This is a genomic window from Bradyrhizobium sp. CCBAU 53351 (genome assembly GCF_015291745.1).
GTDB lineage: Bacteria > Pseudomonadota > Alphaproteobacteria > Rhizobiales > Xanthobacteraceae > Bradyrhizobium.
On record NZ_CP030059.1, the window covers coordinates 6,251,310 to 6,276,645 of the forward strand.

The window sequence follows — 25,336 nt, forward strand, 5'->3', positions numbered from 1 at the left end:
TTCACGTCAGGTTGCTTTCGGCTGACAGAACGAGCGCGCCTTGTCGGTCCAGGCGCCGAAGCCGCTCGAGACGAGATGAGCGACGATGTGACAGACGTAGCGCTTCTGCGCCGGCTGATTGTTGGGGCCTGCATTGTAGCGCGCGACCGCCATGGTCCAGCTGCCCTCGCGCTGCTTCAGCTCCTTGAGGAAACGCGCGGCATAATCGACGTTCCTGGCGGGATCGAACATCGCACGCACCGAAGCGAACCTGTCGCCGTGATAATAGTGGTTGATCTGCATGCAGCCGAGGTCGATCAACTTGATCCCCTTGCCCCGCATCGCCTCGAAATTCGCCATCGCATCGTTCATGTCCTTGGCGAACACCGTCTGGCCGTCGGCGCCGAGCGCGTAGGGATGGAGCGCGCCGCGCCGTCCGGTCTCGGTGAGGCCGACCGCATAGAGAATGCCGAGCGGAATCCCATGCTGCTGGGCCGCGCGCGCCATCTCGCGCTCGCAGGGGCGCGCGTTGTCGGTCGCCGCCGCAGCAGCACCGACGTCACAGATAAACAGGGCCGCGACGATTCGGCTGGCCCAATTCCTGATCATGACGCGTCTCCTGATTGGACCGGCGCTCCTGCCGGGCCTGTCTTGCGCCGCCGTCGGACTGCCCCGACGACGTGCCGCCGCCGTCGAACGTGCCTTGCGACTGCGACGAGGGCTGTTGCTGGCTGGGGAGCTGCGGCTGCGACTGGCCGGAGCCGCTCTGGAATCCGTCCAGCGAGCCGTGCTGGACCGGCGCGACATCGGCGACGTAGCCCGCCGACTGCATGAGATCGCGGATCTGGTCGCGCTGCTGGTCGAGCATCTGGCTGGTGTCCCTGCGCTCGGCCGCAAGATGGATGGACACTTCGGTGCCGACGAGGCGAAGGCGCATGATGACGTTGCCGAGCGCCGGCGGCTCGAGATTGATCGTCAGGATCTTGAGCGGCTGATCCGGCGCATTGGTCTGGGATGCCGCGAGATCAAGCGCGGCGGGCGCCGTCGGGCCGGCGGAGTCCTTCAGCTCAGTGACGACCGCATTGGCGACCTGCTGCGGGGCATTGAACTGCGCGGGCGGCAGATGGGTCTCCTGCTGAACCACGGTGACCTTGGTCGTCTCGGGCAATGCATCACGCCCCGCGGCCTTGGCGGCGCGCTCGACATTGGCCGAGACCGCCTCGAAGCCCGTCGTCGCGGGCATCGCGCCTGACGGCTCACTGGCCTGTGCAGGCAAGGATTGCGGCGCGGCCGCCGCTTGCGATGCCGCGGCCTGGGCGCGCGCGGCGGCCGGAGTGACATTGGATGGGGCGGTATCTGCTGTCGCCGCCTTCCCCGCGCCCTGAACCTCACGCTTCGTCGTGGAGGACCGCTCCTCGCGCGCCGGCGCGTCCTTCTCCGCGGCCTGCGATTGCATCTGCGGCTTCACGGCAGGCGCGGCTGCGATCTCCTGCCCGACCACCACGGCAGTGCCCGATGGGTCCTGAACATCCGCCTTGGCGGCATGATCGATCGGACGGTGTTTCTCCGCTAGCCTGTCGACCTTCTCGTCGGAAGCTTCCTCCGTGGGCTCTGGTCGCTCCGACGCCACCTTGAGCTCGTGCACCGAGACGTTCTTCTTTTCCTTCTCGGTCGGATGCGCCAGATGCGGGCGCAGCGTTGCGGCCTTCGCGGTCGTATCGCTGCCGTCGTCTTTCAGGGCCTGCTTGGCAAGGTTCGAGACGGTATGGAGCAGATCGTTGAACGAGGAACCTGCCTGGGACTTTGCCCCGGCGCTCTTTGTCCCGCGTGACGACCCCCGGATGTTGAGGCTCTCGGCGAGGCCCGAAAAGAGCTGTCCGGATGTTCCATTGAGCTTGGTCATGGACGGCGGTCCCTGGTGAGGAGTTCGAGTTCGCCCAGCTGCTTCTTCGCGCGCGCGAGCATCACGGTCGACGACGCCAGATCGAGACGCGCCGGCGTTGCCGGAGGCTTGTCGGCGACAATGGCGGATCCGCTGGGGAACGGCTTGCGCATGTCGAGCGCGAGCTGCAGCGTGGCGTTCAGAAGCGGAACGTCGCGCTCGGGCAGCTTCGACCGGTCGAGTGCCTTCAGCTCGGCGAGACCGCCGTCATATTCGTCGGTGAGCGCTCGCGCGGCGCCGCGGAAGAAATGCGCCCGCTCGCGCTCGGCGGAGGCATCGGCGCTGAGCGTCAGCACCCGCTCGCCGGCAAGCCGCGTCACGCCGAGCTGCCCGCGCACCATCGCGGCGCGCGCTATCACGAGATAGAGCTTGAGGCGGCTCGCGCGATCGATCTGCTCCAGCATGGCGGCGATCCGCGCGAAGCGGCGCTCGTCGAGCGCCAGGCTCGATTGCGTCAGGCCACTGGAGAAGCGTTGCCAGAAATCGCCGGCATAGATCGAGTTGCGGTAGTGGCGCAGATAGGCCAGCGTCAGGAACTCGAACTTGTCGAAGTCCTCCGCCTGCCCGACCAGCAGGATCTCGCGCCGCAGCGCCGCCTCCTCCACCAGCGTTCCGGGCAGCAGCAGTCGCGCATCGTCCAACCGCTCGATCGCGAGCGATGCTTCGGAACGCGCGAACAACGCGCCCTGCACCAGCGCGACCTGTCCGCCGAGGCCCGAAGACAGCGTCCGCGGCTTGACGTCCTTGAGCAGCTCCCGCGCTTCCTCCTGACGACCCTCGACATAGGCGAGCGCGCCGTTGAACAGCCGCTCGTCCACGCTCATCTTGTCGCGCGGCAGCTTGCGGACGATTTGCGGTGCGCCGCCGCTGAGCAGGTAGATGACGACAGCCTGGCTGTTCTGCGGATTGCTCCACACGGCAGGATCGGCGGCGAGAAATTTCTCACCGACCTGCCGGATCAGCGCGATGTGGCTGCCATGCGCGGCAGTGTCGCCGTTGGCGATGCCGTCCTGCACCGCCTGCAATGCGCGGACGAGCTCATAGGGCTCGCCCGGCTGGCGCGCGGACTGGGCCCGCACGTTCGCCGCCGTGAACGGCAGGAGCAGCAGAGCGGCGCAGAGCAACGGCCTGATCAAGGGCGCTTCTCTCGGAGCAGGATCTCGATCCGGCGATTCTGCGCGGCCGCCGGATCGTTCGGCAGCTTCGGCCGCCGATCGGCGTAGCCTTCGACATGCTCGATCCGTTGCGCATCGACGCCGGAGCGAACCAACATGTAATAGGCCATCTGGGCCCGCGCAGTCGACAACCGCCAATTGTCGTAAGTGTCCGAACGATACGGCCGATTGTCGGTATGGCCGCGGACGATGATCACGCCCTGGCGTTTCGTCAGCAGCGGCCCGATCTTGTCGATCACGCGGATCAATTCGGGCCGCGGCTCGGCCGAGCCGACCGCGAACATGCCGAAGCTTGCATCGTCGGTCAGGCTGATCAGGAGACCCTCCTCGACCTGACGCACCTCGGCCGCCGGTCCTGCGCCCGCCTTGACGTCCGACAGCGCGTCCGCGATCGCGGACTGCAACTGCTTGATGGTCGGCTGCTGAGTCTGGGCCGCATCGCGCGGTTCGGAGTCCTTCGCCGCATCGCTCTGACGCGCCTGCGCGTTGGGTTGAACCGTGGTTTGGGCGCTGCCTTCGCGGGGCGATTGCGCCGGCGCGGGCCCCGGCGGCAGCAGGGGCGACAGGTTTGCGGACGGCGCATCCGCGCTCGGCGCAACGCTTCCGCCGGCATCGTCGGTCTTGGCGCGACGTGCCTGCTCGCCCTGATTGGTCGCGGGCACGGCGTCGCGCGCCGCATTCGGCCTGGGCTCGCTCTCGACCATGCGATCGGCGTCCTTGGACGCTTGCGGCGCCAGCTTCCAATAACCGGGGTCAAAGGGATCGCGGTAGGCGTCGCCGCCCTTGAGGCCATCCTCTTCGGCGGACGTCAGCGCGCCGGCGCGCCGCTGTCCCGAGGACTGGTTCGCGCTGTTCGCGATCTCCGCGAGCGTCGCATAGGGATCACGGAACAGCACCTTCTCTTCAAAGGAGGCCGGCTTCTCGATCGTCGGCGAGTCACCGCGACGTTCTTCGTTCGAGCCGGCCGGCTGGCGCTTGCCGTCCTGGCCTTCGAACGACGTCGGTTCCTTCTTGGAGAGATTCTTCAGGCCTTTCGGCGCGGGGGCGTTTTCCGCGAGCTGGATCGGGTTGAAATAGCTCGCGACCACCTGCTTCTGGTCCTGGTTGAGCGCGTTGAGCAGCCACATGACCAGGAAGAAGGCCATCATCGCGGTCATGAAGTCCGCGTAGGCGATCTTCCAGACGCCGCCATGATGCGCCTCCTCGGCGAAGGCGCTGCGCCGGCGGACGATCACGAGCTCATGCTTGACCTCTTCCATGGCGGATTACCGGCGCGCTTCCTTGAGGCGTTCGCTCCAGGCCGAGATCTGCGTCTCGATCACGGTCTGGTCCGCAACGACACGAACCTCGAGCGCCTCCGCCGTCTCGTACTCGATACCGATCCGCCTGGACGTTTCGAGCTGCGTCTTCACGAGGTCGAGCAGCTCGCTCGGACCGGTGACCTTGAACGCCGGCGCCGACGAGTTGCCGGTCAGCGCCGCAATCTGCTCGACCAGCGATCCGATCGCCTTGTCGCGGACCGCGTCGGCGAGGAACGGCAGCAAGATCCGCGCGACGGAGCTAGCAATGTTGGTCTCGATCTCCCGGCAGGCCGCCTCGAAGCCGCCGACGATGGCGACCGCTTGCTGGTCGGACCATTTGGCGCGCTCCTCGCCGAGCCGGATCGCGCTGCGGACGCGCTCTTCGGCGAGCTTGGCGTCGCCTTCCGCAACCCCGGCCGCAAGACCGCGGCGGTAGGCGTCGTCCAGCAGATTGGTAGGAGGAGCCTCGGCCTTCGGCGCCGGAGGCGGCGACTGGGGCAACGGCTGCGGCTGAGCCTGAAGTTGCGGCTGAGGTTCGCGCACCACCTCCTTCGGCCGGGTCAGCAGGTCCTGGACCCTGGGCGGCGGAGCCGGTGGTGACTTGGCCCGGCCGTTCGCGTCGAACTGCGTCAGGAACTTTCCGATTGCCGCGTTCATGCCGCCTCCTCGCGTCGCATCCAGTCTTTAAGGATCGCCGCCGCCTGCGCCTGATCGAGCCGAACGATCTGCTCCAGCCGCTTCTGCGGCGTACGCTGCATCTTGCCTTCGAGGTCCTCGACGAGGTTGAGCTCGGGGTCCTGACTTTCGGCCAGCGCGAGGGCGGCAGCAGCTTCGAGCTCGGCGGCCTCGGCCGCCTCCACCTGCTCCTGCTCGGCGCGATGGGTCAGGATGCCGTTGACCGCCGGCCGCAATCCGAACCAGACCAGCATCGACGCAACGGCCAGGATCGTCACCGCGTTGATGACGCTGCCGAGCTGCTTGTTGATCATCTCGACGAAGCTGATCGGGGGCACCGGCGCCAGTTCGCGCGAGCCCTCGATGAAGTCAACGGCCGTCACCTGGATCTGGTCGCCGCGCGTCTTGTCCAGTCCGCCTGCCGTCGCCGCGAGCTGGCTGATCTCGGCGAGCTTGCTGTCGACGATGGCCTGGTTGGTCTTGTCGCCGAGATCGGCGACCAGCCGCGCGCGGTTGACAAGGACGGCGATGAACAGCTTCTTCACGGCGTAGCCGTCGCTCACCGTCGTCGTGGTCTTGGACGAGACTTCGAAATTGGTGACGTCCTCGCGGCGGGTCTTGTCCTCGCTGGAGTTCTTGCCGCCGCCGGCGTTCACCTGCTGATCCGGAAGGTTCTGCTGCACCGTCGTCGGGGTCGAACGGTCGGCATTCTGCGACGATTCCTTCTCGCGCACGTTGCGCACCGACCGCTCGGCTCGACTCTCGGGATCGTAGACGGTCTCGTTGATCTGCTTCTTGTCGGTGGAGAGCTGCGGGGCGACGCTGACCTCGAAATTGTCGAGGCCGAGATACGGCGTCAGCGCCTTGCGGATGTTCTCCTGCACCATGCCGCCGACCGTCTTCTGCAGGCTCGCCATCTTGGTCGGGGCGGCGCTCGCCTCGTCCTCCTCGGCAAGCAGCATCGAGCCGTCGGCATCGAGCACCGTCACCTTGTCGCGGCTCATGCCGGGAATCGCGGCGGCGACGAGATGACGGATCGACTGCGCCGTGCGCGCCTCGATCGCGCCGTCGGTGCGCAGCACGACCGAGGCCGAGGGCGGCTGCTGCGTCGCGCGGAACGAACCGCGGACCGGCATCACGATATGCACCCGCGCCGCCTTGACGCCCTTCATCAGTTGCACCGTGCGCGCGATCTCGCCTTCCAGCGCCCGGAGCTTGGTGACCTCCTGCATGAACGAAGTGAGGCCGAGCGAGCCGATCTTGTCGAACAGCTCGTAGCCGGAATTGGCGCTGGTCGGCAGCCCCTTCTCGGCCAGCAGCATCCGCGCCTGCATAGTCTGGCTCGGGCGCACCGAGAGCGCGTCGCCGGCCGTATTGACGTCGAACGTGATGTTCTGCTCGCGCAGCGCCGCGCCCATGCGCGTCACGTCCTCGCGGGTGAGGCCGGTATAGAGCGTTTCGAACTCGGGACGGCTGAGATAATACGCGCCGCCGACGACGGTGACGAGAACGGCAAAGCCGATCAATCCCAAGGCCATCAGGCGTCGCGGCCCAAGCTCCAGCAGATTATTGAGCAGTTGCTGTATCTGCGCACGACTGAGCATATGACCTCGTACCAATGCGAACGGTGAGGACACTCCGCTGCCAACCTTGTCTGAAGGTTGCGCGAGGACAGCATTGTGTCAGTTCGCAGGCACGGCGTTGCAATTTTACAAGAAACCTGGAGACGCCGGCTTTCCGGAAACGCGCGCACGCTCCGGGCGCATCATGGTGCGATCGGTTGCGGCGGGCCGTATGAGATCTGGCATCGGGGTCGATTGCGGGCACGTCATGTGCCGCCGCATCCGCCGGTCACGGCGGGGACCGTGCTCCCCTTAGGGAGCACGGCCGTTTTCGAAAGCGCCGCTTAGCCGCGGAACAGCGACAGGATGCTCTGGCTGTTCTGGTTGGCGATCGAGAGCGCCTGAACGCCGAGCTGCTGCTGGGTCTGCAGCGCCTGGAGGCGGGTCGATTCCGCGTTCATGTCGGCGTCGACGAGCTGGCCGATACCACGATCCACCGAGTCCATCAGCGACTTCACGAATTCCGTGTTGTTCGAGATGCGGTTCTTGATGGCACCGAGGTTGGCGGCCGACTGGCTGACCGTGTTGATCGCGGTGGTGACCTGCGCGATGTAGCCGTCGAGGATGGTCTGGTCGGCTGCCGAGTCGGTCAGCGAACCGATGCCGATGGTGTTGACCGACGCGCTGCCGGTCACGGTGTCGAGGATGCCGCTCGTGGACGCCGTGTAGAGCGAGTAGTTGGCAACCGTCACCGTGATGGTGTTGATCGTCGGCGTGCCGCCGACGCGCGAGAACGACGACACCAGGTTGACCGTCGTCGGGGTGGAAGCGTTGGTGCTGAGCCAGTTGACGCCGTTGAAGGTCGCCGCGTTGGCGACGTTCTTCATGTCCTGCTGGATTTGGGTGATTTCAGCCTGGATCTTGGTGCGGTCGATGCCGGCGGTCTTGGCTTCGACCAGCAGCGCCTGGAGCTTGGTCAGGCCGGAGTTCTGGTCGCCGATGACCTTGTTCAGAGCGGTGTATTCGGTGTCGACGGTCGCGGCCGACAGACCGAGCGAGTCGGAGACGGCAGAGAGCGCGGCGTTGTCGGCGCGCATCGAGGTCGCGATCGACCAATAGGCCGAATTGTCCGAAGCGGTCGAGACGCGCTGACCGGTGGAGATGCGGTTTTCGGTGGTCTGCAGGCTGGCGCTGACATTCCGGAGGGTCTGGAGCGCAGTCATTGCGGCGGAGTTGGTAAGCAGGCTGGAAGCCATCTTTGATGTCCCTTTGAAAACAGATTGAATGGGGACATACCGGGCTTGCACCGGTACGACAGGGCGGCATCATGCCTTTGGGTCTGCGGAAATGCGCATGAACCCAACCCGTCGTAACGGCCAGACTAGCCAGCGAAGCTTGTGCGGGGCTTGTGGTGCTGTGATCCTGCGGCAACGCGCAGCCGAAATCGCGGCGCACGGCGCCGCGTCAAACGAAAGGGCCGCGCTTCGCGAGAAGCGCGGCCCTCCCGGACTATCTAAGACTTAGCGGAACAGCGACAGGATGCTCTGGCTGTTGTTGTTGGCGATCGAGAGCGCCTGAACGCCGAGCTGCTGCTGGACCTGGAGAGCCGCCAGGCGTGTGGACTCCTGGTTCATGTCGGCGTCGACGAGCTGGCCGATACCGCGATCAACCGAGTCCATCAGCGACTTCACGAACTCCGAGTTGTTCGAGATGCGGTTCTTGATGGCGCCGAGGTTGGCAGCGCCCGAGGACACCGTGCCGATCGCCGCGGTGACCTGCGCGATGTAGCCATCGAGAATCGTCTGGTCAGCGGCCGAGTCGGTCAGCGCACCGATGTTGAGGGTGTTGACCGACGCGCTGCCGCTCACCGTGTCGAGGATGCCGCTCGTGCTCGCGGTGTAGAGCGAGTAGTTGGCGACGGTCACGGTGATCGAGCTGGTGGTCGGCGTGGAGCCGACGCGCGAGAACGACGACACCAGGTTGACGGTGGTCGGCGTGGAGGCGTTCGTGCTCAGCCAGTTGACGCCGTTGAAGGTCGCCGCGCTGGCGACGTTCTTCATGTCTTGCTGGATCTGGGTGATTTCCGACTGGATCTTGCTGCGGTCGATACCGGCGGTCTTGGCTTCGACCAGCAGCGACTGGAGCTTGGTCAGGCCGGAGTTGCTGTCGCCGAGCACCTTGTTCAGAGCGGTGTACTCGGTGTCGACGGTCGCGGCCGACAGACCGAGCGAGTCGGAGACGGCGGAGAGCGCGGCGTTGTCGGCGCGCATCGAGGTCGCGATCGACCAGTAGGCGGCGTTGTCCGCGGCCGTGGCCACGCGCTGACCGGTGGAGATCCGGCTCTGCGTGGTGGAGAGTTGCGAGCTGACAGACCGCAGGGTCTGGAGCGCGGTCATGGCGGACGAGTTCGTGAGCAGGCTTGACATTGCGAATGTCCCTTTATGTACGCGTTACATTTTCATCAGGGGACATACCGGACTTGCACCGGTACGGAGGGGCGGCATCATGCCTTTGGACTGCTGTGGGTGGGGTCCAACCCGCCGTGACGCATTGCTAGCACGCGAAATCTTGCCTGCGGATTAAGATCGGCTTGAATTCTTCAGCAATATCAGATGGTTAATATTACCCACCGCTAACCATAACGCGGTACTTTCCGCTAACCATGATCGGGCGCCACGCGGCCACCGCCCCTCAAGAGAACGAGCGCACCAGCCCGGAGGCGAGCAGATTCCAGCCGTCGATCAACACGAAGAACAGCATCTTGAACGGCAGCGCGAGGATCGTCGGCGGCATCATCATCATGCCCATCGACATGGTCAGCGTCGCCACGATCATGTCGATCACGAGGAACGGCAGGATGATGAGGAATCCGATTTCGAACGAACGCCTCAGCTCCGAGATCATGAAGGCCGGGATGATGACGCGCAGATCGACGCGCTTGTCGTCGAACTTCTTGCGGAAGCTCTCCGCGGCGAGCGACTCGAAGGTCTGCAGATCCTTGTCCCGGACATGGGCCAGCATGAACTCGCGGAACGGATCCGTGATCTTCAGATAGGCCTGCTCTTCCGAGATCTCGTTCTTCATCAGCGGCTGGACGCCGGTCTCCCAGGCGCGGTCGAAAGTCGGCGCCATCACGTAGAAGGTCATGAACAGCGCGAGGCTGATCATGACCAGATTGGCCGGCGTGGTCTGCAGGCCGAGCCCCGCGCGCAGGAACGACAGCGCCACCGCAAATCGCGTGAAGCTCGTCACCATGATGAGCAGTCCCGGAGCCACCGACAGCACCGTGATCAGGGCCATCAGCTGGATGATCCGGCCGCTGGTCGAGCCGTTTCCGGGCGGCAGCAGCGAGTTGAGGTCCGGAATCTGGGCGAGCGCCACTTCGGGCAGCACGACCATGATCAAGGCGAGCAGCAGGACTTTCACTCTCACTGGATCACCAACGTCTCAATGATCAATTCGCGGACCTTGCCCGACGAGCGGATGGCGGCGCGCTCGGTCAGGTCGTCGCGCAGATGCTGGAGCCCGCGCGATCCCTCGAACTGCGCCACCGAGGCGGACCGCAAGTAGGTGACGATGTCTTCGCTGATGTGGGCGGCCAGGATGCCGGCGTCCTCGTCGCTCATGCTCTCGGTCACCATGGAGGCCTCGATGCGAGCCCAATTGTTGGCCGGCGCGGCGAGGTTGGTCACGATCGGAGACAATTTCCGCAAGCGCGCGCTGCCGGCGTAGCTCGACGCGAGCGGCGGCGGGGTCGCGCCCTTCTTCGCGTCGGCGACGCGCTCGGCGGTCGCAAACAAATGCAGGCCGGCCAGCGCTCCCGCGCCGATCGCGACCAGGGTCAGCACGACGATGGCCGCGATCAGGCGCATGACGTCCCCTGCCCTCGCGACACGGCCAGGCCGGCGCGAACTTCAGAATGGTGCCACGGCGTCATAGATCCGGTGTCCCCATCCAGGCTGCTGCACGTCCGAGAGATTTCCGCGACCGCCGTAGGACACGCGGGCCTCGGCGATCTTCTCATAGGAGATCGTGTTGGTGCGCGATATGTCGCGCGGACGCACGATGCCGCCGACATTGAGCACGCGCATCTCCGTGTTGACGCGAAATTCCTGCGAGCCGCTGATCATCATATTGCCGTTCGGCAACACGTCGGTGACGATGGCGGCGATCGAGAGCTTGATGTCCTCGGTACGGTCGATCTGGCCGTTACCCTTGATCTGGGTGTTGGTGTTGAGATTGGCGCTTGTCGAGCCCTTGTCCTGCCATCCCGCGACGTCCATCAGCCAGTCGAGCCCGAACTTGACCTGCGAATCGCGCGAGCGGCCGGTCTTGTTGTCTAGCTTGGCCTTGTCCTGCATCGAGATGATCACCGTCACGACGTCGCCGGTGCGCCGGGCGCGGGGATCGCGGTACAGATCGGTTCCGTCGTCCCAGGTCGAGCGATAGCTGACGGGCGTGCGCATGCGCGGCGTCACCGGGATCGGATCGGCCTGGGTCCGGAGGCCGCTGCCGACCGGCGACATCTGCGGTCCGTTCAGGATCTCGGACGGATCATGCAAGCATCCGGCCAGGAGCACGGACGCCAGGATCAGCGGGAGGATGCGGATCGGCTTCGTCATCTATTTGGTCTTTCCGTCGTCCACGCGACGCATTCCGCCCAAGAGGTCAGCGAGGTGCGCCGCGCGCGCCGTCTCCATCTCGTTGAAGATCGCGCTCGAACTCCTCGGACTGAGCTTGGCGAGCACGGCGGCGGCGGTCTCGTCCGCCATGCCGGCAATCTGGGTCGCCGCCGCGTCGGGCTTCATGCGCGAATAGATCTCAACGACGCTCGCTTCGGCCTTCTTCAGGAAGTCGTCACGCAGCGCCATCCACTTTTCATATTCGGCGCGCTTGGCCTCGACCTCGGCGATCCGCTCGCGCAGCAGGCTCTCGGCTTTTTCCAGCTCCTTGAGCTGCCAGGCCAGCCTCGCATCGACGGCGGGATCGGCAACGTTGCTGCAGAACAGGGTGACTTCGTTGTCCGCGGACGGCGCGGCCTGCGGCGGTGCGGGCTTCGGCGGGGCCGTGACGCTGGCAGGCTTGGCCGGGCGTGCGGGCGTGGGGGCGGGCGCAGCCGCCGGCGCAGGCGTCTCGGGCACTGCACCGGTGGTTGCGGGTCCGGAATCCTCGGCCGCCCATGCGGTCGCCCGCATCGACGCATTGTCGCCCGGCACCGCCGTGACCGGCTGCGGCTTCTGCGGTCCGGGCGCGCGGGCGCGCGCGAAGGAGAGCAGGTTGAGCGGCTTCGAAGGCTTGGCCTCGTCCAGGGCGAGCACCGGCGAGATGCTCGCGAGCATCGATGCCGCGATCAAGAGGAGTTTGGCTTTGTGATCCAGCGTCAGCATCGGGCCGCGTGCGATTCTCGCTTCAGACCTGAGCATTGAGCGACCAAGCTTGCACGACGCTTATGCATCATTGCACGATGACGTCGGCCTGGAGCGCGCCGGCGGTCTTGATCGCCTGAAGGATCGCGATAATGCCGGATGGTTTCAGGCCGATCTGGTTCAGCCCGCGCACCAGCCGCTGCAGATCGACCCCACTGAGGATCGCCACCTGGGATCCCGCCTCGTTGGCCTCGACCACGGTCTGCGGGACGACCACGGTCTGGCCCCGCGAGAACGGCGCCGGCTGCGACACCACCGGCATCTCCGTGACACGGACCGTCAGATTGCCGTGCGTCACGGCAACGGTCGATATTCGCACGTCGCGCCCGATCACCACCGTGCCGGTGCGCTCGTTGATCACCACCCGCGCTGGCGTGTCCGGCTCGACCGTCAGCTCACCGATCTCGGCAAGAAACCGGACCGGGCCGATGTGGCGCGGCTTCGACAGCACGATGGTGCGGTAGTCACGCTCAAAGGCGATCTGCGCGCGGTAGCGCCCGCCGGCGAAGCGGTTGATGGCGTCGAGGATGCGCGTTGCGGTGACAAAGTCCGGGTTCTTCAGCTGCAACACCAGGTACTCCATCTCGTGGAGACTTCCCTTCACCTCGCGCTCGACCAGCGCACCGTTCGGGATGCGTCCGGCGGTCGGGGTGCCCTGGCTGACGTTCTGCGCCTGGCCTCCGACACTGTAGCCGGCGACCGTGATCGCGCCCTGCGCCACCGCATAGACGGCGCCGTCCGCCGCGCGCAGCGACGTCATGACCAGCGTACCGCCGAGCAGCGACGTGGCATCGCCGAGCGAGGACACAGTGACGTCCATGCGCTCGCCGGGCCCGATCGAGGGCGTGAGGTCCGCAGTCACCATCACGGCCGCGACGTTGCGCGTGCGCAGCGTCGTCGGACGGGGCGGATTGTTGGTGCTCGTGGTCTCGTTCCTGACATTGATGCCCATGTTCTCGAGCATCGATTGCAGGGACTGCTCGGTGAACGGAGCGTTGCGAAGCGTATCGCCGGTGCCGTTGAGGCCGATGACGAGGCCATAGCCGACGATCTGGTTTTCGCGCAGACCCTTGATGTCCGCGATGTCCTTGATGCGGACGGCGGCATGGGCGCTGGCGGCCGAAAACAGCAGGACGAGCGCAAGCAGGAGCCGGGTCATGAGCCGTCCGCGACCTTGACGGTACCGTCCGGCTGGACGACGCCTTTGATGATCACGCCGGTATCGGTATTGCGCACCGGAATGAGCGCGCCCGCCGCGCCCGACTGCATCGCCGAGCCGTAGGTGACGATGGACAGGCCGCTGTCCTCGACCACCACTTTGACCATGGCGCCGCGCGCGACGGTCCAGGGATCTTCCACCGCATTGCTGGGAATGGGCTGGCCCGGCAGCAGCGCGCGCCGCGCCATGCGGCCGACCAGGACCTGGCGCCCCTCGATGAACATGGCAACGCCGAGCAGGCCCGATGCGAAGGCGCGCTCGGTGATCATGTCGTCGCGGATCAGCTCGCCGGCGCGGATCGCAACCGCCGGCACCGGAAGCCGCTTCTCCTCGGCCATGGCGAGGCGACCCGAGGCCAGAATCAACAGCACGGCGGCCAACCCGCGCATGATCAGGCCCACCCTGTTCACCATCGCAACACCGGAACTAGCGCATGCCCTTCGAAACCGTCTGGGCCATTTCATCCGAGGCCTGGATGACCTTGGCGTTCATTTCGTAGGCGCGCTGCGCCGAGATCAACTCGGTGATTTCCTTGACCGGATCGACGTTCGAGGCTTCGAGATATTTCTGGTTGATCTTGCCGTATCCGGAATCGCCGGGAAGACCGACGACCGGCGTGCCCGACGCCGTGGTCTCCTTGTAGAGATTGCCGCCGAGCGGCTCGAGGCCGGCTTCGTTGGCGAAGTTGGCGAGGTTGAGCTGGCCGATCTGCCGCGGGTTCACTTCCGTGTCGAGCTTGGCAAACACCTGCCCGGTGGCGTTGACCGTGACCTCGACGGTTCCCTGCGGCACCGTGATCGCGGGGTCCAGGAGGTAGCCGTCGATCGTGACGAGCTGGCCGTTGGCATTTGTATTGAACGAGCCCGCGCGGGTGTACTGCACCTCGTTGTTGGGACCGAGCACCTGAAACCAGCCGCGGCCGTTGATCGCCATGTCGTAGGGATTTCCGGTCTGCGTCAGCGCGCCCTGGATGTGCAGCTTGCGGATCGCCGCCGACTTGACGCCGAGGCCGAGATTGGCGCCTTCCGGAATCGGCGAGGAGCCGTTGACGTTGGCCACGCCCTGCATGCGGTCCATCTGGTAGAACAGATCGGTGAATTCCGCCCGCGCCCGCTTGTAGGACGTCGAGTTGATGTTGGCGATGTTGTTCGCGATGACTTCGATGTTGGTCTGCTGGGCATTCATGCCCGTGGCCGCAATGGCGAGCGATTTCACTTGAACCTACTCCTTCAGATCAAATCGACATCCGGACGACTTCTTGATAGGCCTGCACGACCTTGTCGCGAACCGCGACCGCCGTCTGCAGGGCCTGCTCCGCCGACATCAGCGCCTCGACGACGCGCCGCGTCGATTCCTTGCCCTGCATCGCCGAGATCGACGCGGCTTCGCCCGCCTTCAGCGTCCCGATCGCATCGCTCGTCACCTGCTTCATCACAGACTCGAAGCCGATATCGTCCGTCGACTGGACTGCCGTCGTCGCCGCAGGCGAGATCGCCTGCGTCTCGGTCGCGCGCGACGCCGCCTGTCCTGCGGAGATCGCCGTGGATGAAATCGCCTCAAGCATTGTCAGCTCCTTAGGAGGTCGATGGTCATGCCGAGCATCGACCTGACCTGTTTCACGACCTGGAGATTGGCTTCATAGGACCGGTTGACTTCCCGCATGTCGGCCATCTCGATCATCATGTTGACGTTCGGCAGCTTGACGTAGCCGGCCTTGTCGGCGGCGGGATGCCCGGGATCGTACTCGACGCGGTACGGCGTGGTGTCGACGCCGATCTCCTTGACCTTCGCGAGCTGCGAGCCCGAGGCGCGATCCATCGCGGCATCGAAGGTGATCGTCTTGCGCTGATAGGGATCCGCGCCGGCGGTGCGTCCCGTCGAGGTCGCGTTCGCAAGATTCTCCGAGACGATGCGCATGCGCGTCGACTGCGCTTCGAGCCCGGAGCTCGCGACCGTGAGGGAGGCGCTCAGTGAGTCCAGCATGTCAGTTCACCTCAGGCCTTCGCACCGGCCAGGACCATGCGGTGGAACGACCGCACGATCGCCGAGTTCATCGAATAGTCGCGGTTGACGTCGCTGCCCTTAATCATTTCCTGCTCAAGGCTGACGGAGTTGCCGGAATGGACCACTTCCCAGCTGTCCTTCTTCGCGGTTGCGCGCGTGTCGGTCTCGGCCGCGGACAATTGCAGGTGCGAGGGCGACGTCGTGGCGAGCCTCACCGGCATGCCGTCGAGCACCTTGTTGAAGGGCTCGACGTCGCGCGCGCGAAAGCCCGGCGTGTTGGCGTTGGCGACGTTGGTGGCGATGGTCGACTGGCGAAGCTCGAGGTAGCGCGCCTGCGACGATGCGAGTTCGAAGAGATAAAGCGGTCCCACGACAGCCCCGTTCTGGTCCATTCGAGAGGAGCCTAGGGCGTTAAGCTTTCGTCAAGCTGTTGGGCCGGACGTCGTCCTCGGAATTCTACTGGACCTTCTCGGTGCGCGGCGTCTGCTTCGACTGCAGGAAGTAGATGATCTCGGCGACCGGGCGGAAGAACTCCGCCGGAATCACCTGATCGACCTGGACCGCCTCGTAGAGCGCGCGCGCCAGCGCCTTGTTCTCGATGACCGGAATCCGGTTCTGCTCGGCGACCTCGCGGATCTTCAGCGCGATCACGTCCATGCCCTTGGCCACCACGAGCGGCGCGGGATTTTCCTCGCGGTTGTAGCGAAGCGCGATCGCGAAATGCGTTGGATTCGCGATCACCAGGGTCGCGCGCGCGGCGGAGGCGATCATGCGCTGCCGCGAGCGGTCGCGCGCCAGCGAGCGCAGGCGGGCCTTGACCAGCGGATCGCCTTCGGCCTGCTTGTGCTCGTCCTTGATCTCCTGCTTGGTCATGCGCAGCTCGCGCCGCCAGTGGAAGCGCGCCCAGGCAAGGTCGATCGCGACCAGCACGATGGTCGCGATGCAGATCGCCGAGACGATCCGCATCGCGATATTGAGGATCATCTCCGGCAGCGCGACCGGATCGGTGTACATCGCCTCGAACGCCTTCGCTTCCGACGAGCGCAGCACGAAGACGACCACGGAGGTCACCGCGGTCAGCTTGAACAGGGACTTGCCGAACTCGACGAGGCCACGCGTTCCGAACAGCCGGCTCCAGCCGCTCACCGGGGAGATGCGCGACAATTCCGGCTTGATACGCTCCAGCACGAAGCGCGGCGCATTCTGCAGCAGCGAGGCCGCGAGCCCGAACACCATGAGGATGACGACCAGCGGCACCAGGAAACGCAGCGCCTGCAGGCCGACCACGGTGAGCAGGTTCTGCGCGTCCGCACCTGTTGCGAGCGGGAAGCCTTCGGGATCGTCCAGCAGGCTCGTCAAGGTGGGCGTCAATTGCTGCACGCCCTGACTGATCAGAAACGCCATGATGACCATCAGCGCGGCCATCGAGGCGAAAATGGAAGCCTCCCGAGAGACCGGAATCTTGCCCTGTTCGAGCGCATCACGGACTTTCTTCTCGGTCGGCTCTTCTGTCTTGCTCTCCTGATCGGATGATTCTGCCATGTCCGTTCAGCGGTCAGCGGAAGACCAGCTCATCCTCCTGCTCGGGGTTGAGCTCGATTTCGCCCTTCTCCGCGAGCTCGAGCGCGAGATCGGTGATCACGCGCCGCGCCTCCAGCACGTCGCGCTGGTTCGAGGGCTCGCCGATGGCGAGCTCGTGCTCGACGACGCGACGGACGCGCGAGGCGACCGAGGACAGGATCAGCTCGCGGAAGTGCTTATCGGTGCCCTTCAGCGCGATGACGATGCGATCGGTCGGCACCTGATCGAAGATCATGGTGCGCGCCTTCGGCGTCAGGTTGGTCACGTCGTCGAAGGTGAACAGCAGCTCCTTCAGCACTTCCGCCGATTTCGGCCGCTTCTCCGACAGGCTCTTGAGCATGTCCTCGATATGGCCGCGCTCCATCTTGTTGATGATGTCGGCGACGCGGGCATAGGTGTCGGCGCCGAGATTGCGGGCGAAATTGAGCGTCAGGTCTTCGTGCAGCGTCTTCTCGAGCACCTTCATCGCGTCGTCGACGATCGGCTTGAGGCTGAGCACGCGCCGCATCAGCTCATTGCGCAGGCTCGAAGGCAGCTGGCTCATCACCTTGGCGGCGCAAGACGGCTTGACCTTGGACAGGATCAGCGCCGCGGTCTGCGGATGCTCCTTGGAAAGGTAGGTCGCCAGCGAGTTTTCCGACACCGACGAGACGCGATCCCACACCGACCGGCTCGAATTGCCGAGCAGGTCCGACATGATCGCCGACACCTGGTCGGCGGGAAGCACGTCGCCGAGCACGGCCTCCAGGCCGCCCAGGGTGCCAAGGATGTTCGCGCCCATCGAGAATTGCTGGGCGAACTCCTCGACGATGGATTCGAGCTCCTGCGCCGTGATCGGCCGCAATTCGGCCGCGGCCTTGGTGACGATGCGAATGTCCTGGGGCTCGAATTGCGCGAGCACGCTCGCAGCCGCCTGCCGGCCCATGGCCAGCAGGAGCGCCGCGACCTTTTCCGTTCCGCCCAGCGCGGCAACGCCTCGCTGCTTGATGGGAGCGATGCCGACCTGTGCCGCCATGGTCAGCTATCGCCCTGCCCCAGCGGACCGACAATCTCGGTGAGCGAGACGCCGAAGCGGGAATTGTCCTCTTCGACGACGACCACCTCGCCCCGGGCGACGATGCGGCCGTTGACCACGACATCGACGGGCTCGCCGACCCTGTGGTCGAGCGGAACCACGGCACCGCGGCCGAGCTTCATCAGGTTCGCCACCGGAATGGTGGCCGATCCCAGCACCACCTGCATGGTGACGGGAATGCGCAGGATGGCGTCGACATTGGCGAACTTGCCGCTCTCCTCCGCCGTGCGCGCGGCGATTTCCGCGAGCCGCTCCAGCGGAGTCGTGTCGGTATGCCCCTCGTCGGCGGCCGGTGCTCGCGTGGCAGAGTCATAGTCGAAGGATTGCGCCATCTGGTATCGCCTCTTGGTAGTTCCGCTCCCGGAACGCCCCGGCGTTCCGCTCGTATTGGTTCTGCCGGCTTGGGCTTCAATGCTTGTTCACTTCGGTGCCGCCCGTGGTCGCGGCCGGCACAAGCCCGCTGCGTGCGTCGAGCGCCGCGATCGCCTCATGGGCCTGATCGATCTTGGTACTCAGCACGTTGGCGAGGCGCCCGAGATTGGCGGTGGAATCATGCGCCGCGGTAATGACCGTGTCGAAGGCGCCCGCCGTCTCGTGGACGATGGTGGAGAATTCGCCCTGGTAGCTGCGCAAACGCGCCAGTTCGCGGTGCATCCGCGTCACCCGCATGCTGGTGAAGGCGAGCGCGACCAGCAGCACGGCATCAACGAGATAGGATATCATCGACGAACTCCCGTTTCTGATCCACGGGATCGGCCACCTGCATGGCGTAATAGCCGTCAAGCTGGCCGATCTGACACCAGAACAGCACCTGGTTGTTGCTTTCGAGACGGGCCAGCGTGCGCGGCGTGGCCTCCAGCTCCAGCACCTGCCCCACCTTGAACTTCACGACGTCCTCGAGCGAGATCATCTTCTCGTCGAGCACGGCGCTCAGCGTCACCTCGGTGCGGTGGACCTCGCTCTCCATCTGCTCGCGCCAGCGCGGATCGGTCGTGCGGCCGTCGCTGGCGGTGACGGTTGCGAGCTTCTGACGCAGCGGATTGAGCGCGGAGTGCGGAATGATCAGGAACATCTGGCCGCCGCGGTAGAGCGCCTGCACCATCATGTTCGCGCAGATCGACATGTTGCTGGCGCGCCCGATCGCCAGCGATGCCATGGCCGTCTCGACCCGCTCGACACGGAAGGTGACGTTGGAGGTGCCGGCGAAGGCGCCCTGCAGCGCCTTGGCGAAGCGCTCGAACAAGGCCTGGACCAGCCGGATCTCGATGTTCGAGAAGGTGCGCTCGACATCGAGCGGCGGTTCCGCACCGTCGGATCCGAACATCGCCTCGACCATCGTGAACACGAAGTCGCGGTCCAGCATGATGATGACGCGCGAGTCCCATTGCTCGGCATAGAGCACGGCAGCGACCGCGTTGCCCTCGTAGTCCTTGATGATGTCGCCGAGAGGATCGTTGGTGATGCCGTTGACCGAGAAATAGCACGGCGTTCCCGCCATCGGCTGCAGGCTGTCGGTGCACGATGCCGCCATGCGATCGAAGATCACATTGAGCATCGGCATGCGTTCGATGGATATGCCGGCAGCGTCCAGCAGATAGTTCGGGAGCTGCTTCTTGTGATCGACGCCGATGTCGTCTTCCATCATCATGCGCGGGCGGCCTTGGATTCGGGCTCGGTGACGACGGCCTTGGGACCTGCGATCGTCTCGTTCTCGACGACGTCGATCGAGGGCCTCTCGCCGCTCGCGATCATCTTGCGGCCGTGCTCGACGGCGATCTGCGGCATGGCGCCGTTCATGAACGCCAGCAGCGTCTGCTTGACGATGATATAGGGGCGGCACTTCTTCTCGCGCGTCATCTTGATCTTGATCGCGAAGGGCGAAAGGACGCCATAGGACAGGAAGATGCCGGCGAAGGTGCCGACCAGGGCCGCGCCGATGAAACCACCGAGCAGCTTCGGCGACTGGTCGAGCGCGCCCATCGCCTTGATGACGCCGAGCACGGCGGCGACGATGCCCAGCGCCGGCAGTGCCTCGGACACCGTCACCAGCGCATGATAGGGCGCCAGCTTGCTCTTCACGATGGTGTGGATCTCCTCGTCCATCAACGCCTCGATCTCGTGCGTGCGTGCGTTGCCCATGATGATGAGGCGGACGTAGTCGCAGATGAACTGGAGCAGCGAGGGATCGCCGAGCACGCTCGGAAACGCCTTGAAGATCTCGGAGGACGCGGGATCGTCGATATGCGCCTCGACCTCGTTGCGGCCCTTGCCCCTGAGCTCGCGCATCAGGGCATGCAGCGCCCCGAGCAGATCAAGGTAGTAGCGCTGGCCGGGCACCGCGCCGGTGATGGCCTGCATGCAGGCGACGCCGGTGTCCACGACCGTCTTCCACGGATTGGCCACGATGAAGGTGCCGACCGCGGTCCCCATGATGATGACGAATTCCCACGGCTGCATGAGCACGCCCAGGTGCCCGCCCATGGCGGCAAATCCACCGAGCAGCGCCGCTACCGTGATGAAAACCCCCACGAAACTGCCCAACGCGCCGCTCCATCGCCGATCCCATCGGGAATATCTAGTCGGCGAGCCTTGCGCGAAGCTGGCTTCCCGCACCGCCAGCCCCGCGCAAGCAATTGGCGGCACCTTGAGGCCGCGTCGCATCAGCGGCCAGAGAGGCGCGTGTCATGCTATCCACCATCGCGGACTACACCCGGCTGACCAAGGACATGGGCAAGTCGCTGACACAGGTCGCGACGCAGCCGGATGTCAGCCGCGAGACCGATTACTTCCTGAGCCATATCGGCAACGTCAAGACGATCGACGACTTCCTGAAGGACTATCGCCTCTATTCCTACGCCATGAAGGCCTACGGCCTCAGCGACATGACCTACGCCAAGGCGTTCATGCGCAAGGTGTTGACCGAGGGTGTCGCAAACAAGAACACCTTCGCCAACAAGCTGACCGACACCCGCTACCGCGAATTCGCCACGGCCTTCAATTTCGCCGCCCTCGGCAGCAACGCGACGAAGACCGTTCAGGCCACGACCGGAACGGCCACCCATTACGTCACGCAGACGATGGAGCAGAAGGCCGGCGACCAGAACGAGGGCCTGCGGCTGGCGCTCTATTTCACCCGCAAGGCGTCCACGGTCACGACCGCCTACCAGGTGCTCGCTGACAAGGCGTTGACGCAGGTGGTGCAGACCGCGCTCGGCCTGCCCTCGACCATCAGCGCAGCCAACATCGACGCCCAGGCCAAGATGATCACGAACAGGATCAACCTCGCCGATTTCAAGGACCCGGCCAAGGTCACCAAGTTCGTGCAGCGCTTCGCGGCGATGTGGGACGCGACCCAGGCCCAGAGCGACAATTCGACCAATCCCGCGCTGGTCCTGATCGGCGGCGTATCCTCGGCCAGCATGGACACCAACATGCTCGCGAAACTTCAGTCCATCCGGTTCGGAAAGTAGCCCATGCAATCGGCCCTCTATGTGGGATTGTCGGCGCAGGTCGCCCTCGAAAAGCGCCTCCAGACGATCGCCAACAACGTCGCCAACGTGAACACGGCGGCGTTCCGCACCGACGTGGTGAAATTCGAGACCGTGCTGTCCAAGGCGGGCCCGAACCCTGTCGCCTTCTCCTCGCCCGGCGATAACATCATCTCGCGCGAGATGGGCAACATCACCGAGAGCGGCAACCCGCTCGACGTCGCCGTGGTCGGACAGGGCTGGATCGCCTTCGCCGGCCCGAACGGCACGGTCTACACCCGTGACGGCCGCCTCCAGATCGCCCCCAACGGCGATCTTCAGACCGTGAGCGGCTTCCCCGTCGTCGATTCCGGCGGCGCCCAGATCACGCTCGACCCCAATGGCGGGCCGATCTCGATTGCGCGCAGCGGCGCGATCACCCAGGACAACAACGAGATCGGCACCATCGGCCTGTTCAACATCCCTTCTGACGCCAATCTCGAGCGCTACGGCAATTCCGGCGTGACGCCGGACCGGCCCGCGACCGCCATCGCCGATTTCTCGCGCGATGGCTTCAAGCAGGGTTATGTCGAGGGCTCCGGGGCCAATCCCATGATGGAATTGACCAAGCTGATCGCGGCCTCGCGCGCCTTCGACGGCACCAATTCGATGATCGAGGGCACCGAGGGCTCGCTTCAGAACGCCATTCGCACGCTGGGCGAACCCGGCAAGTAGAGCGCGCCTCGCGCGCATTGATTGAGGTTGGACGGTTTCCTTGAACGCTCTTCGGCAACTCGAGTGGGCGCTGCTGGAGCTTCAGCAGAGCACTCCCCTGGCAAGCGTCAGCGGCGCGATCTCCGAGATCGCGCCGACGCATTTCCGTGTGTCCGGCCTGTCGCGCTTCGTCAGGCTCGGCGAGCTCATCGGCGTCAATTCGGCCGGTAAGCCCCAGATCGGCGAGGTGGTGCGGATCGACAGCGAGGGCATCGTCGCCAAGCCGTTCGACCGGCACTTCGCTGGCGGCCTCGGCTCGGTCGCCTACCGGATGCCGCCTCTGTCCTTTGCGCCAGACCCGAGCTGGAAGGGCCGCGTCATCAACGCCCTCGGCGCGCCGCTCGACGGACAAGGCCCCCTCACTCCCGGCTCCCTTGCGGTCTCGGCCGAAGCCGACGCGCCCTCGGCCATGAAGCGCGCACGCGTGCACAGGCCGCTGCGCACCGGCGTGCGCGTCATCGACCTGTTCGCGCCGATCTGCGCCGGCCAGCGCGTCGGCATCTTTGCCGGCTCCGGCGTCGGCAAGTCGACGCTGCTGGCGATGCTCGCCCGCAGCCAGGGTTTCGACACCGTCGTGCTGGCCCTGGTCGGCGAGCGCGGCCGTGAGGTGCGCGAGTTCATCGAGGACGTGCTGGGCAACGATCGTCAGCGCGCCGTCACCATCGTGTCGACGGGAGACGAAAGCCCGATGATGCGGCGGCTGGCGCCGAAGACGGCCATGGCGGTCGCCGAATATTTCCGCGACCGCGGCGAATCGGTGCTGCTCATGGTCGATTCGATCACCCGTTTCGCTCATGCGGCCCGCGAGGTCGCGCTCGCCGCCGGAGAGCCCGCGGTCGCGCGCGGCTACGCACCGACTGTCTTCACCGATCTGCCGCGCCTCCTGGAGCGCGCCGGCCCCGGCGAGGAAGGTTCCGGCACCATCACCGGAATCTTCTCCGTGCTGGTCGACGGCGACGATCACAACGAGCCGATTGCCGACACCATCCGCAGCACGCTCGATGGACATATCGTGCTTTCCAGGCACATCGCCGATCAGGCGCGCTATCCGGCCGTCGACGTTCTGGCCTCGGTCTCCCGCCTCGCCCACAACGTATGGGATCCCGAGGAGCGCGAATTGGTGAGCAAGCTGCGCGCCATGATCGCCGAATACGAGGACACGCGCGACCTTCGCCTGATGGGCGGATACCAGGCTGGGCGTGATTCGGGCCTCGACCAGGCTGTCGACATGGTTCCGAAAATCTACGGCGCGATGCGGCAAGACGCTTCCGCTCCCCCGAGCGCCGATCCGTTCCGCGAGCTCCGGGACATGCTCAGGGGCGACTAGCAGTCGAGAAGCCGGGACCGCGTGCGACATGCGCGCCGCGCCGTTCCCGCGCGTTGTTTTCGACAGGAGATTGCGCATGCCGCCACGCCGCCGGCGCATGCGCCCGAACAGCCGCCTCCGGTTTTCGTCGTGACGCCTCCGCCATTGGCGCGAGAGAGCAACGCGCGGCCGTGCCGGAAGCAATTGCATGGTCGGCTCTGCGCCTGCGGCGATCAACAACCGGCACGTGCAATCCCTGTGAGTTCCCTCGATGATTCTCCGACACCACGCACAAGTTGTGGATGACGTTGCCTATACGCATCGTCGGCCTGCACAAGCTTCAATCAGTTTGCGCCGAAACACAGACATCGAGATGACATGCAATCAAGGTGTCGCAGCGCCGAGTGCATTTCATTCGCGGCACAACGTATTGCATTCACTATCATGTGTACTGACCGAGCGAGAATGTCTTGAACGTTACATTCGCACGCAACGACATCTGGGGCTCGCGAGGGTCTGTACTTGATTTTGTTGAGAAGCTCATTCATCGTTTCGGCGGAATATAAGAAACGTCTGCGTGTGACTTCAACTCAGGGGCTTCGGTTGAACTATTCCGATCCATCGTCTGCTGGCGACGGCAAACCGGGCTCCCGTGCGACGACGCCGTTGGCATGCCAATGGCGCAGTGACTCGCTCCAGAACACGCGAGCCTCGCGGATCAGGATCGGGCGCGCTGCAATTCGTTCATTCGAAGCTGAGCTCGACACGACGTGCGCGCCGGACGGCTGCAATCGTTGGATGCCCTTCGAAGGATTCGCAGACTGTTGCGCAAAGCGGCTTCGGGACGCCGCAAATGATGTTCCGGGGACGAGGTAGCTTCATGCCATTGGCGCGGGAAGCCGTCGAGCTGCTGGTTCAAGCGGCGAGGGCTTGGTATTTCGAAGGCAACCAGCATGGATTGCGCGATCGGGAATGGATGGCGCTACGCTTTCTCGGCCGCGCCAACAGGTTTTCGCGCACGCCGTCTGCGCTTGCCGGCTTCATCGGCGCCACCAGAGCGACCGCATCGCAAATCGTGAAGACGCTGGAGAGCAAGTCCTTCCTGGTGAGGAAGCCGTCGCAGGAGGACAAGCGTTCCGTCGTCCTGCACGTCACCGCGCAGGGCGAGAAGTGCCTCAACCAGCACGACCCGATCAATCACGTGGTGAACGCCGTCAGGGCGCTCGGCAATGACGAATGCGTCAGGCTGCGCGACTCGCTCCGCGAAGTGCTCAATCACCTCGACGCAGCCCATCAACGGCTCGATGCCAGCGTTTGCCGTGACTGCATGTTTCTCGCCGAACGCGGCCCGGCGGCCTCCAAGGGACGCGCAAGCGCCGAATTCATGTGCCGGCTGTATCGCGCTCCGATCTCGCTCGAGGAAACCGAATTGCTGTGCACCAGCTTCGAGCGCACCCGCGACCGCCCGAAGATCGAAGAGCATCTCGACCGCGCGCGGATGGCGAGTCAGGGCTGAGACGCGCTCAATTTCAGGGCGAGTCTTCGGATAGGGCTTTGCGGATCCTTTCGCAGCCGCGCCTCTCCCTGAATGCGCACGCGCTCTCCCCATCGTCATTGTGAGGCGGCAGCTTGTTCTCCAGGTGCCGTGTCATTCCCCGCGAAAGCGGTGAATCCAGGACGCCGCAGCTTCGCGGTCCAATCACGGCCGTCTCGAACTACTGGATCGCCCGGTCAAGCCGGGCGATGACAGTGAGCGTGGGGGACAGGCACCTTCGCGCAGCGACATCCGGGATGCTCGCGACCGAGGCCCGGGTATCGCTGCCCTCACCCCAGGGCCACCGGCCGCCGAA

General features: G+C 65.2%; 28 protein-coding genes. 4 read left to right on the forward strand and 24 right to left on the reverse strand.

The annotated features are described in order from the left end of the window. Positions 1 to 6: 6 nt before the first annotated feature. The 24 genes from XH83_RS29690 to motA all read right to left on the reverse strand — a co-directional run bounded on the left by XH83_RS29690 (position 7) and on the right by motA (position 20,480). On the reverse strand, positions 7 to 588 hold the full coding sequence (locus XH83_RS29690; protein ID WP_194404169.1) for a transglycosylase SLT domain-containing protein: 582 nt from the start codon (positions 586 to 588) through the stop codon (positions 7 to 9). Beyond that, positions 539 to 1,882: a flagellar hook-length control protein FliK gene (locus XH83_RS29695; RefSeq protein ID WP_194404170.1), complete on the reverse strand. Its 1,344-nt coding sequence runs from the start codon at positions 1,880 to 1,882 to the stop codon at positions 539 to 541. The genes XH83_RS29690 and XH83_RS29695 overlap by 50 nt, the downstream gene beginning before the upstream one ends. Continuing rightward, positions 1,879 to 3,057 (reverse strand): chemotaxis protein, encoded by a 1,179-nt coding sequence (locus XH83_RS29700; RefSeq protein WP_194404171.1) that lies wholly within the window; start codon positions 3,055 to 3,057, stop codon positions 1,879 to 1,881. Before XH83_RS29700 ends, XH83_RS29695 begins: the two co-directional genes overlap by 4 nt. Beyond that, entirely contained in the window at positions 3,054 to 4,355 is a 1,302-nt protein-coding gene (locus XH83_RS29705) for a MotB family protein (RefSeq protein ID WP_194404172.1), read from the reverse strand. The genes XH83_RS29700 and XH83_RS29705 overlap by 4 nt, the downstream gene beginning before the upstream one ends. 6 nt (positions 4,356 to 4,361) lie before the next feature. Further along, complete coding sequence (locus XH83_RS29710) at positions 4,362 to 5,054, reverse strand: hypothetical protein (RefSeq protein ID WP_194404173.1); 693 nt, start codon at positions 5,052 to 5,054, stop codon at positions 4,362 to 4,364. Next, positions 5,051 to 6,676: a flagellar basal-body MS-ring/collar protein FliF gene (gene fliF, locus XH83_RS29715; protein ID WP_194404174.1), complete on the reverse strand. Its 1,626-nt coding sequence runs from the start codon at positions 6,674 to 6,676 to the stop codon at positions 5,051 to 5,053. Before fliF ends, XH83_RS29710 begins: the two co-directional genes overlap by 4 nt. Positions 6,677 to 6,978: 302 nt before the next feature. Next, on the reverse strand, positions 6,979 to 7,890 hold the full coding sequence (locus XH83_RS29720) for a flagellin (RefSeq protein ID WP_194404175.1): 912 nt from the start codon (positions 7,888 to 7,890) through the stop codon (positions 6,979 to 6,981). Between the two features lie 264 nt (positions 7,891 to 8,154). Then, positions 8,155 to 9,060 carry a flagellin gene (locus tag XH83_RS29725; RefSeq protein WP_194404176.1) on the reverse strand — a complete coding sequence of 302 codons (906 nt, stop codon included), beginning with the start codon at positions 9,058 to 9,060 and terminating at the stop codon, positions 8,155 to 8,157. Between the two features lie 265 nt (positions 9,061 to 9,325). Beyond that, positions 9,326 to 10,066 carry a flagellar type III secretion system pore protein FliP gene (gene fliP / locus XH83_RS29730; RefSeq protein ID WP_194404177.1) on the reverse strand — a complete coding sequence of 247 codons (741 nt, stop codon included), beginning with the start codon at positions 10,064 to 10,066 and terminating at the stop codon, positions 9,326 to 9,328. Next, entirely contained in the window at positions 10,063 to 10,506 is a 444-nt protein-coding gene (locus XH83_RS29735; protein WP_194404178.1) for a flagellar basal body-associated FliL family protein, read from the reverse strand. The genes fliP and XH83_RS29735 overlap by 4 nt, the downstream gene beginning before the upstream one ends. A gap of 42 nt (positions 10,507 to 10,548) precedes the next feature. Further along, the gene (flgH, locus tag XH83_RS29740) at positions 10,549 to 11,244 is read right to left on the reverse strand and encodes a flagellar basal body L-ring protein FlgH (RefSeq protein WP_194408439.1); all 696 of its coding nucleotides are present in this window, start codon (positions 11,242 to 11,244) and stop codon (positions 10,549 to 10,551) included. A 12-nt stretch (positions 11,245 to 11,256) separates the two neighbouring features. Further along, positions 11,257 to 12,021, reverse strand: coding sequence for a MotE family protein (locus tag XH83_RS29745; protein WP_194404179.1), 765 nt, complete (start codon positions 12,019 to 12,021; stop codon positions 11,257 to 11,259). Between the two features lie 67 nt (positions 12,022 to 12,088). After that, the gene (gene flgI / locus XH83_RS29750) at positions 12,089 to 13,219 is read right to left on the reverse strand and encodes a flagellar basal body P-ring protein FlgI (protein WP_194404180.1); all 1,131 of its coding nucleotides are present in this window, start codon (positions 13,217 to 13,219) and stop codon (positions 12,089 to 12,091) included. Further along, entirely contained in the window at positions 13,216 to 13,692 is a 477-nt protein-coding gene (gene flgA, locus XH83_RS29755; protein ID WP_194404181.1) for a flagellar basal body P-ring formation chaperone FlgA, read from the reverse strand. The genes flgI and flgA overlap by 4 nt, the downstream gene beginning before the upstream one ends. A gap of 13 nt (positions 13,693 to 13,705) precedes the next feature. Next, the gene (gene flgG / locus XH83_RS29760) at positions 13,706 to 14,494 is read right to left on the reverse strand and encodes a flagellar basal-body rod protein FlgG (protein WP_063201481.1); all 789 of its coding nucleotides are present in this window, start codon (positions 14,492 to 14,494) and stop codon (positions 13,706 to 13,708) included. A gap of 19 nt (positions 14,495 to 14,513) precedes the next feature. Then, complete coding sequence (locus tag XH83_RS29765) at positions 14,514 to 14,843, reverse strand: flagellar hook-basal body complex protein FliE (protein WP_194404182.1); 330 nt, start codon at positions 14,841 to 14,843, stop codon at positions 14,514 to 14,516. Between the two features lie 2 nt (positions 14,844 to 14,845). Beyond that, complete coding sequence (gene flgC, locus XH83_RS29770) at positions 14,846 to 15,262, reverse strand: flagellar basal body rod protein FlgC (protein WP_100174722.1); 417 nt, start codon at positions 15,260 to 15,262, stop codon at positions 14,846 to 14,848. Positions 15,263 to 15,273: 11 nt separating this feature from the next. Then, positions 15,274 to 15,675: a flagellar basal body rod protein FlgB gene (gene flgB / locus XH83_RS29775; protein WP_194404183.1), complete on the reverse strand. Its 402-nt coding sequence runs from the start codon at positions 15,673 to 15,675 to the stop codon at positions 15,274 to 15,276. A gap of 64 nt (positions 15,676 to 15,739) precedes the next feature. Next, on the reverse strand, positions 15,740 to 16,825 hold the full coding sequence (gene flhB / locus XH83_RS29780; protein WP_194404184.1) for a flagellar biosynthesis protein FlhB: 1,086 nt from the start codon (positions 16,823 to 16,825) through the stop codon (positions 15,740 to 15,742). Between the two features lie 13 nt (positions 16,826 to 16,838). After that, a complete protein-coding gene (locus XH83_RS29785) occupies positions 16,839 to 17,879 on the reverse strand; it encodes a flagellar motor switch protein FliG (protein ID WP_194404185.1) in 1,041 nt (346 codons plus the stop codon). Between the two features lie 2 nt (positions 17,880 to 17,881). Beyond that, positions 17,882 to 18,271 carry a flagellar motor switch protein FliN gene (fliN, locus tag XH83_RS29790; RefSeq protein WP_018318435.1) on the reverse strand — a complete coding sequence of 130 codons (390 nt, stop codon included), beginning with the start codon at positions 18,269 to 18,271 and terminating at the stop codon, positions 17,882 to 17,884. A 76-nt stretch (positions 18,272 to 18,347) separates the two neighbouring features. After that, positions 18,348 to 18,662: a hypothetical protein gene (locus XH83_RS29795; protein ID WP_194404186.1), complete on the reverse strand. Its 315-nt coding sequence runs from the start codon at positions 18,660 to 18,662 to the stop codon at positions 18,348 to 18,350. Then, the gene (locus XH83_RS29800) at positions 18,643 to 19,581 is read right to left on the reverse strand and encodes a flagellar motor switch protein FliM (RefSeq protein ID WP_371746370.1); all 939 of its coding nucleotides are present in this window, start codon (positions 19,579 to 19,581) and stop codon (positions 18,643 to 18,645) included. The genes XH83_RS29795 and XH83_RS29800 overlap by 20 nt, the downstream gene beginning before the upstream one ends. Before the next feature lie 2 nt (positions 19,582 to 19,583). Next, the gene (gene motA / locus XH83_RS29805) at positions 19,584 to 20,480 is read right to left on the reverse strand and encodes a flagellar motor stator protein MotA (protein ID WP_194404187.1); all 897 of its coding nucleotides are present in this window, start codon (positions 20,478 to 20,480) and stop codon (positions 19,584 to 19,586) included. 143 nt (positions 20,481 to 20,623) lie between these two features. On the opposite strand from motA, the gene XH83_RS29810 reads away from it, so the two are divergent. From XH83_RS29810 to XH83_RS29825, 4 genes are all read left to right on the forward strand, one after another. After that, positions 20,624 to 21,409 carry a DUF1217 domain-containing protein gene (locus XH83_RS29810; protein ID WP_194404188.1) on the forward strand — a complete coding sequence of 262 codons (786 nt, stop codon included), beginning with the start codon at positions 20,624 to 20,626 and terminating at the stop codon, positions 21,407 to 21,409. 3 nt (positions 21,410 to 21,412) lie between these two features. Then, complete coding sequence (gene flgF / locus XH83_RS29815; RefSeq protein WP_194404189.1) at positions 21,413 to 22,141, forward strand: flagellar basal-body rod protein FlgF; 729 nt, start codon at positions 21,413 to 21,415, stop codon at positions 22,139 to 22,141. A gap of 40 nt (positions 22,142 to 22,181) precedes the next feature. Further along, positions 22,182 to 23,507 carry a flagellar protein export ATPase FliI gene (fliI, locus tag XH83_RS29820; protein ID WP_194404190.1) on the forward strand — a complete coding sequence of 442 codons (1,326 nt, stop codon included), beginning with the start codon at positions 22,182 to 22,184 and terminating at the stop codon, positions 23,505 to 23,507. An 859-nt stretch (positions 23,508 to 24,366) separates the two neighbouring features. Further along, the gene (locus XH83_RS29825) at positions 24,367 to 25,002 is read left to right on the forward strand and encodes a MarR family winged helix-turn-helix transcriptional regulator (RefSeq protein WP_194404191.1); all 636 of its coding nucleotides are present in this window, start codon (positions 24,367 to 24,369) and stop codon (positions 25,000 to 25,002) included. Positions 25,003 to 25,336: the final 334 nt, after the last annotated feature.

Coding starts and splice junctions, on each gene's coding strand:
- flgB (WP_194404183.1), bottom strand. CDS start 15,675: ATGGACCAGAACGGGGCTGTCGTGGGACCGCTTTATCTCTTCGAACTC.
- flgA (WP_194404181.1), bottom strand. CDS start 13,692: ATGGTGAACAGGGTGGGCCTGATCATGCGCGGGTTGGCCGCCGTGCTG.
- XH83_RS29725 (WP_194404176.1), bottom strand. CDS start 9,060: ATGTCAAGCCTGCTCACGAACTCGTCCGCCATGACCGCGCTCCAGACC.
- flgI (WP_194404180.1), bottom strand. CDS start 13,219: ATGACCCGGCTCCTGCTTGCGCTCGTCCTGCTGTTTTCGGCCGCCAGC.
- fliF (WP_194404174.1), bottom strand. CDS start 6,676: ATGCTCAGTCGTGCGCAGATACAGCAACTGCTCAATAATCTGCTGGAG.
- flhB (WP_194404184.1), bottom strand. CDS start 16,825: ATGGCAGAATCATCCGATCAGGAGAGCAAGACAGAAGAGCCGACCGAG.
- flgF (WP_194404189.1), top strand. CDS start 21,413: ATGCAATCGGCCCTCTATGTGGGATTGTCGGCGCAGGTCGCCCTCGAA.
- XH83_RS29765 (WP_194404182.1), bottom strand. CDS start 14,843: ATGCTTGAGGCGATTTCATCCACGGCGATCTCCGCAGGACAGGCGGCG.
- XH83_RS29745 (WP_194404179.1), bottom strand. CDS start 12,021: ATGCTGACGCTGGATCACAAAGCCAAACTCCTCTTGATCGCGGCATCG.
- XH83_RS29705 (WP_194404172.1), bottom strand. CDS start 4,355: ATGGAAGAGGTCAAGCATGAGCTCGTGATCGTCCGCCGGCGCAGCGCC.
- XH83_RS29695 (WP_194404170.1), bottom strand. CDS start 1,882: ATGACCAAGCTCAATGGAACATCCGGACAGCTCTTTTCGGGCCTCGCC.
- XH83_RS29810 (WP_194404188.1), top strand. CDS start 20,624: ATGCTATCCACCATCGCGGACTACACCCGGCTGACCAAGGACATGGGC.
- XH83_RS29735 (WP_194404178.1), bottom strand. CDS start 10,506: ATGCGCCTGATCGCGGCCATCGTCGTGCTGACCCTGGTCGCGATCGGC.
- XH83_RS29720 (WP_194404175.1), bottom strand. CDS start 7,890: ATGGCTTCCAGCCTGCTTACCAACTCCGCCGCAATGACTGCGCTCCAG.
- XH83_RS29710 (WP_194404173.1), bottom strand. CDS start 5,054: ATGAACGCGGCAATCGGAAAGTTCCTGACGCAGTTCGACGCGAACGGC.
- XH83_RS29795 (WP_194404186.1), bottom strand. CDS start 18,662: ATGATATCCTATCTCGTTGATGCCGTGCTGCTGGTCGCGCTCGCCTTC.
- fliN (WP_018318435.1), bottom strand. CDS start 18,271: ATGGCGCAATCCTTCGACTATGACTCTGCCACGCGAGCACCGGCCGCC.
- XH83_RS29800 (WP_371746370.1), bottom strand. CDS start 19,581: ATGGAAGACGACATCGGCGTCGATCACAAGAAGCAGCTCCCGAACTAT.
- XH83_RS29785 (WP_194404185.1), bottom strand. CDS start 17,879: ATGGCGGCACAGGTCGGCATCGCTCCCATCAAGCAGCGAGGCGTTGCC.
- XH83_RS29825 (WP_194404191.1), top strand. CDS start 24,367: ATGCCATTGGCGCGGGAAGCCGTCGAGCTGCTGGTTCAAGCGGCGAGG.
- flgC (WP_100174722.1), bottom strand. CDS start 15,262: ATGCTGGACTCACTGAGCGCCTCCCTCACGGTCGCGAGCTCCGGGCTC.
- XH83_RS29690 (WP_194404169.1), bottom strand. CDS start 588: ATGATCAGGAATTGGGCCAGCCGAATCGTCGCGGCCCTGTTTATCTGT.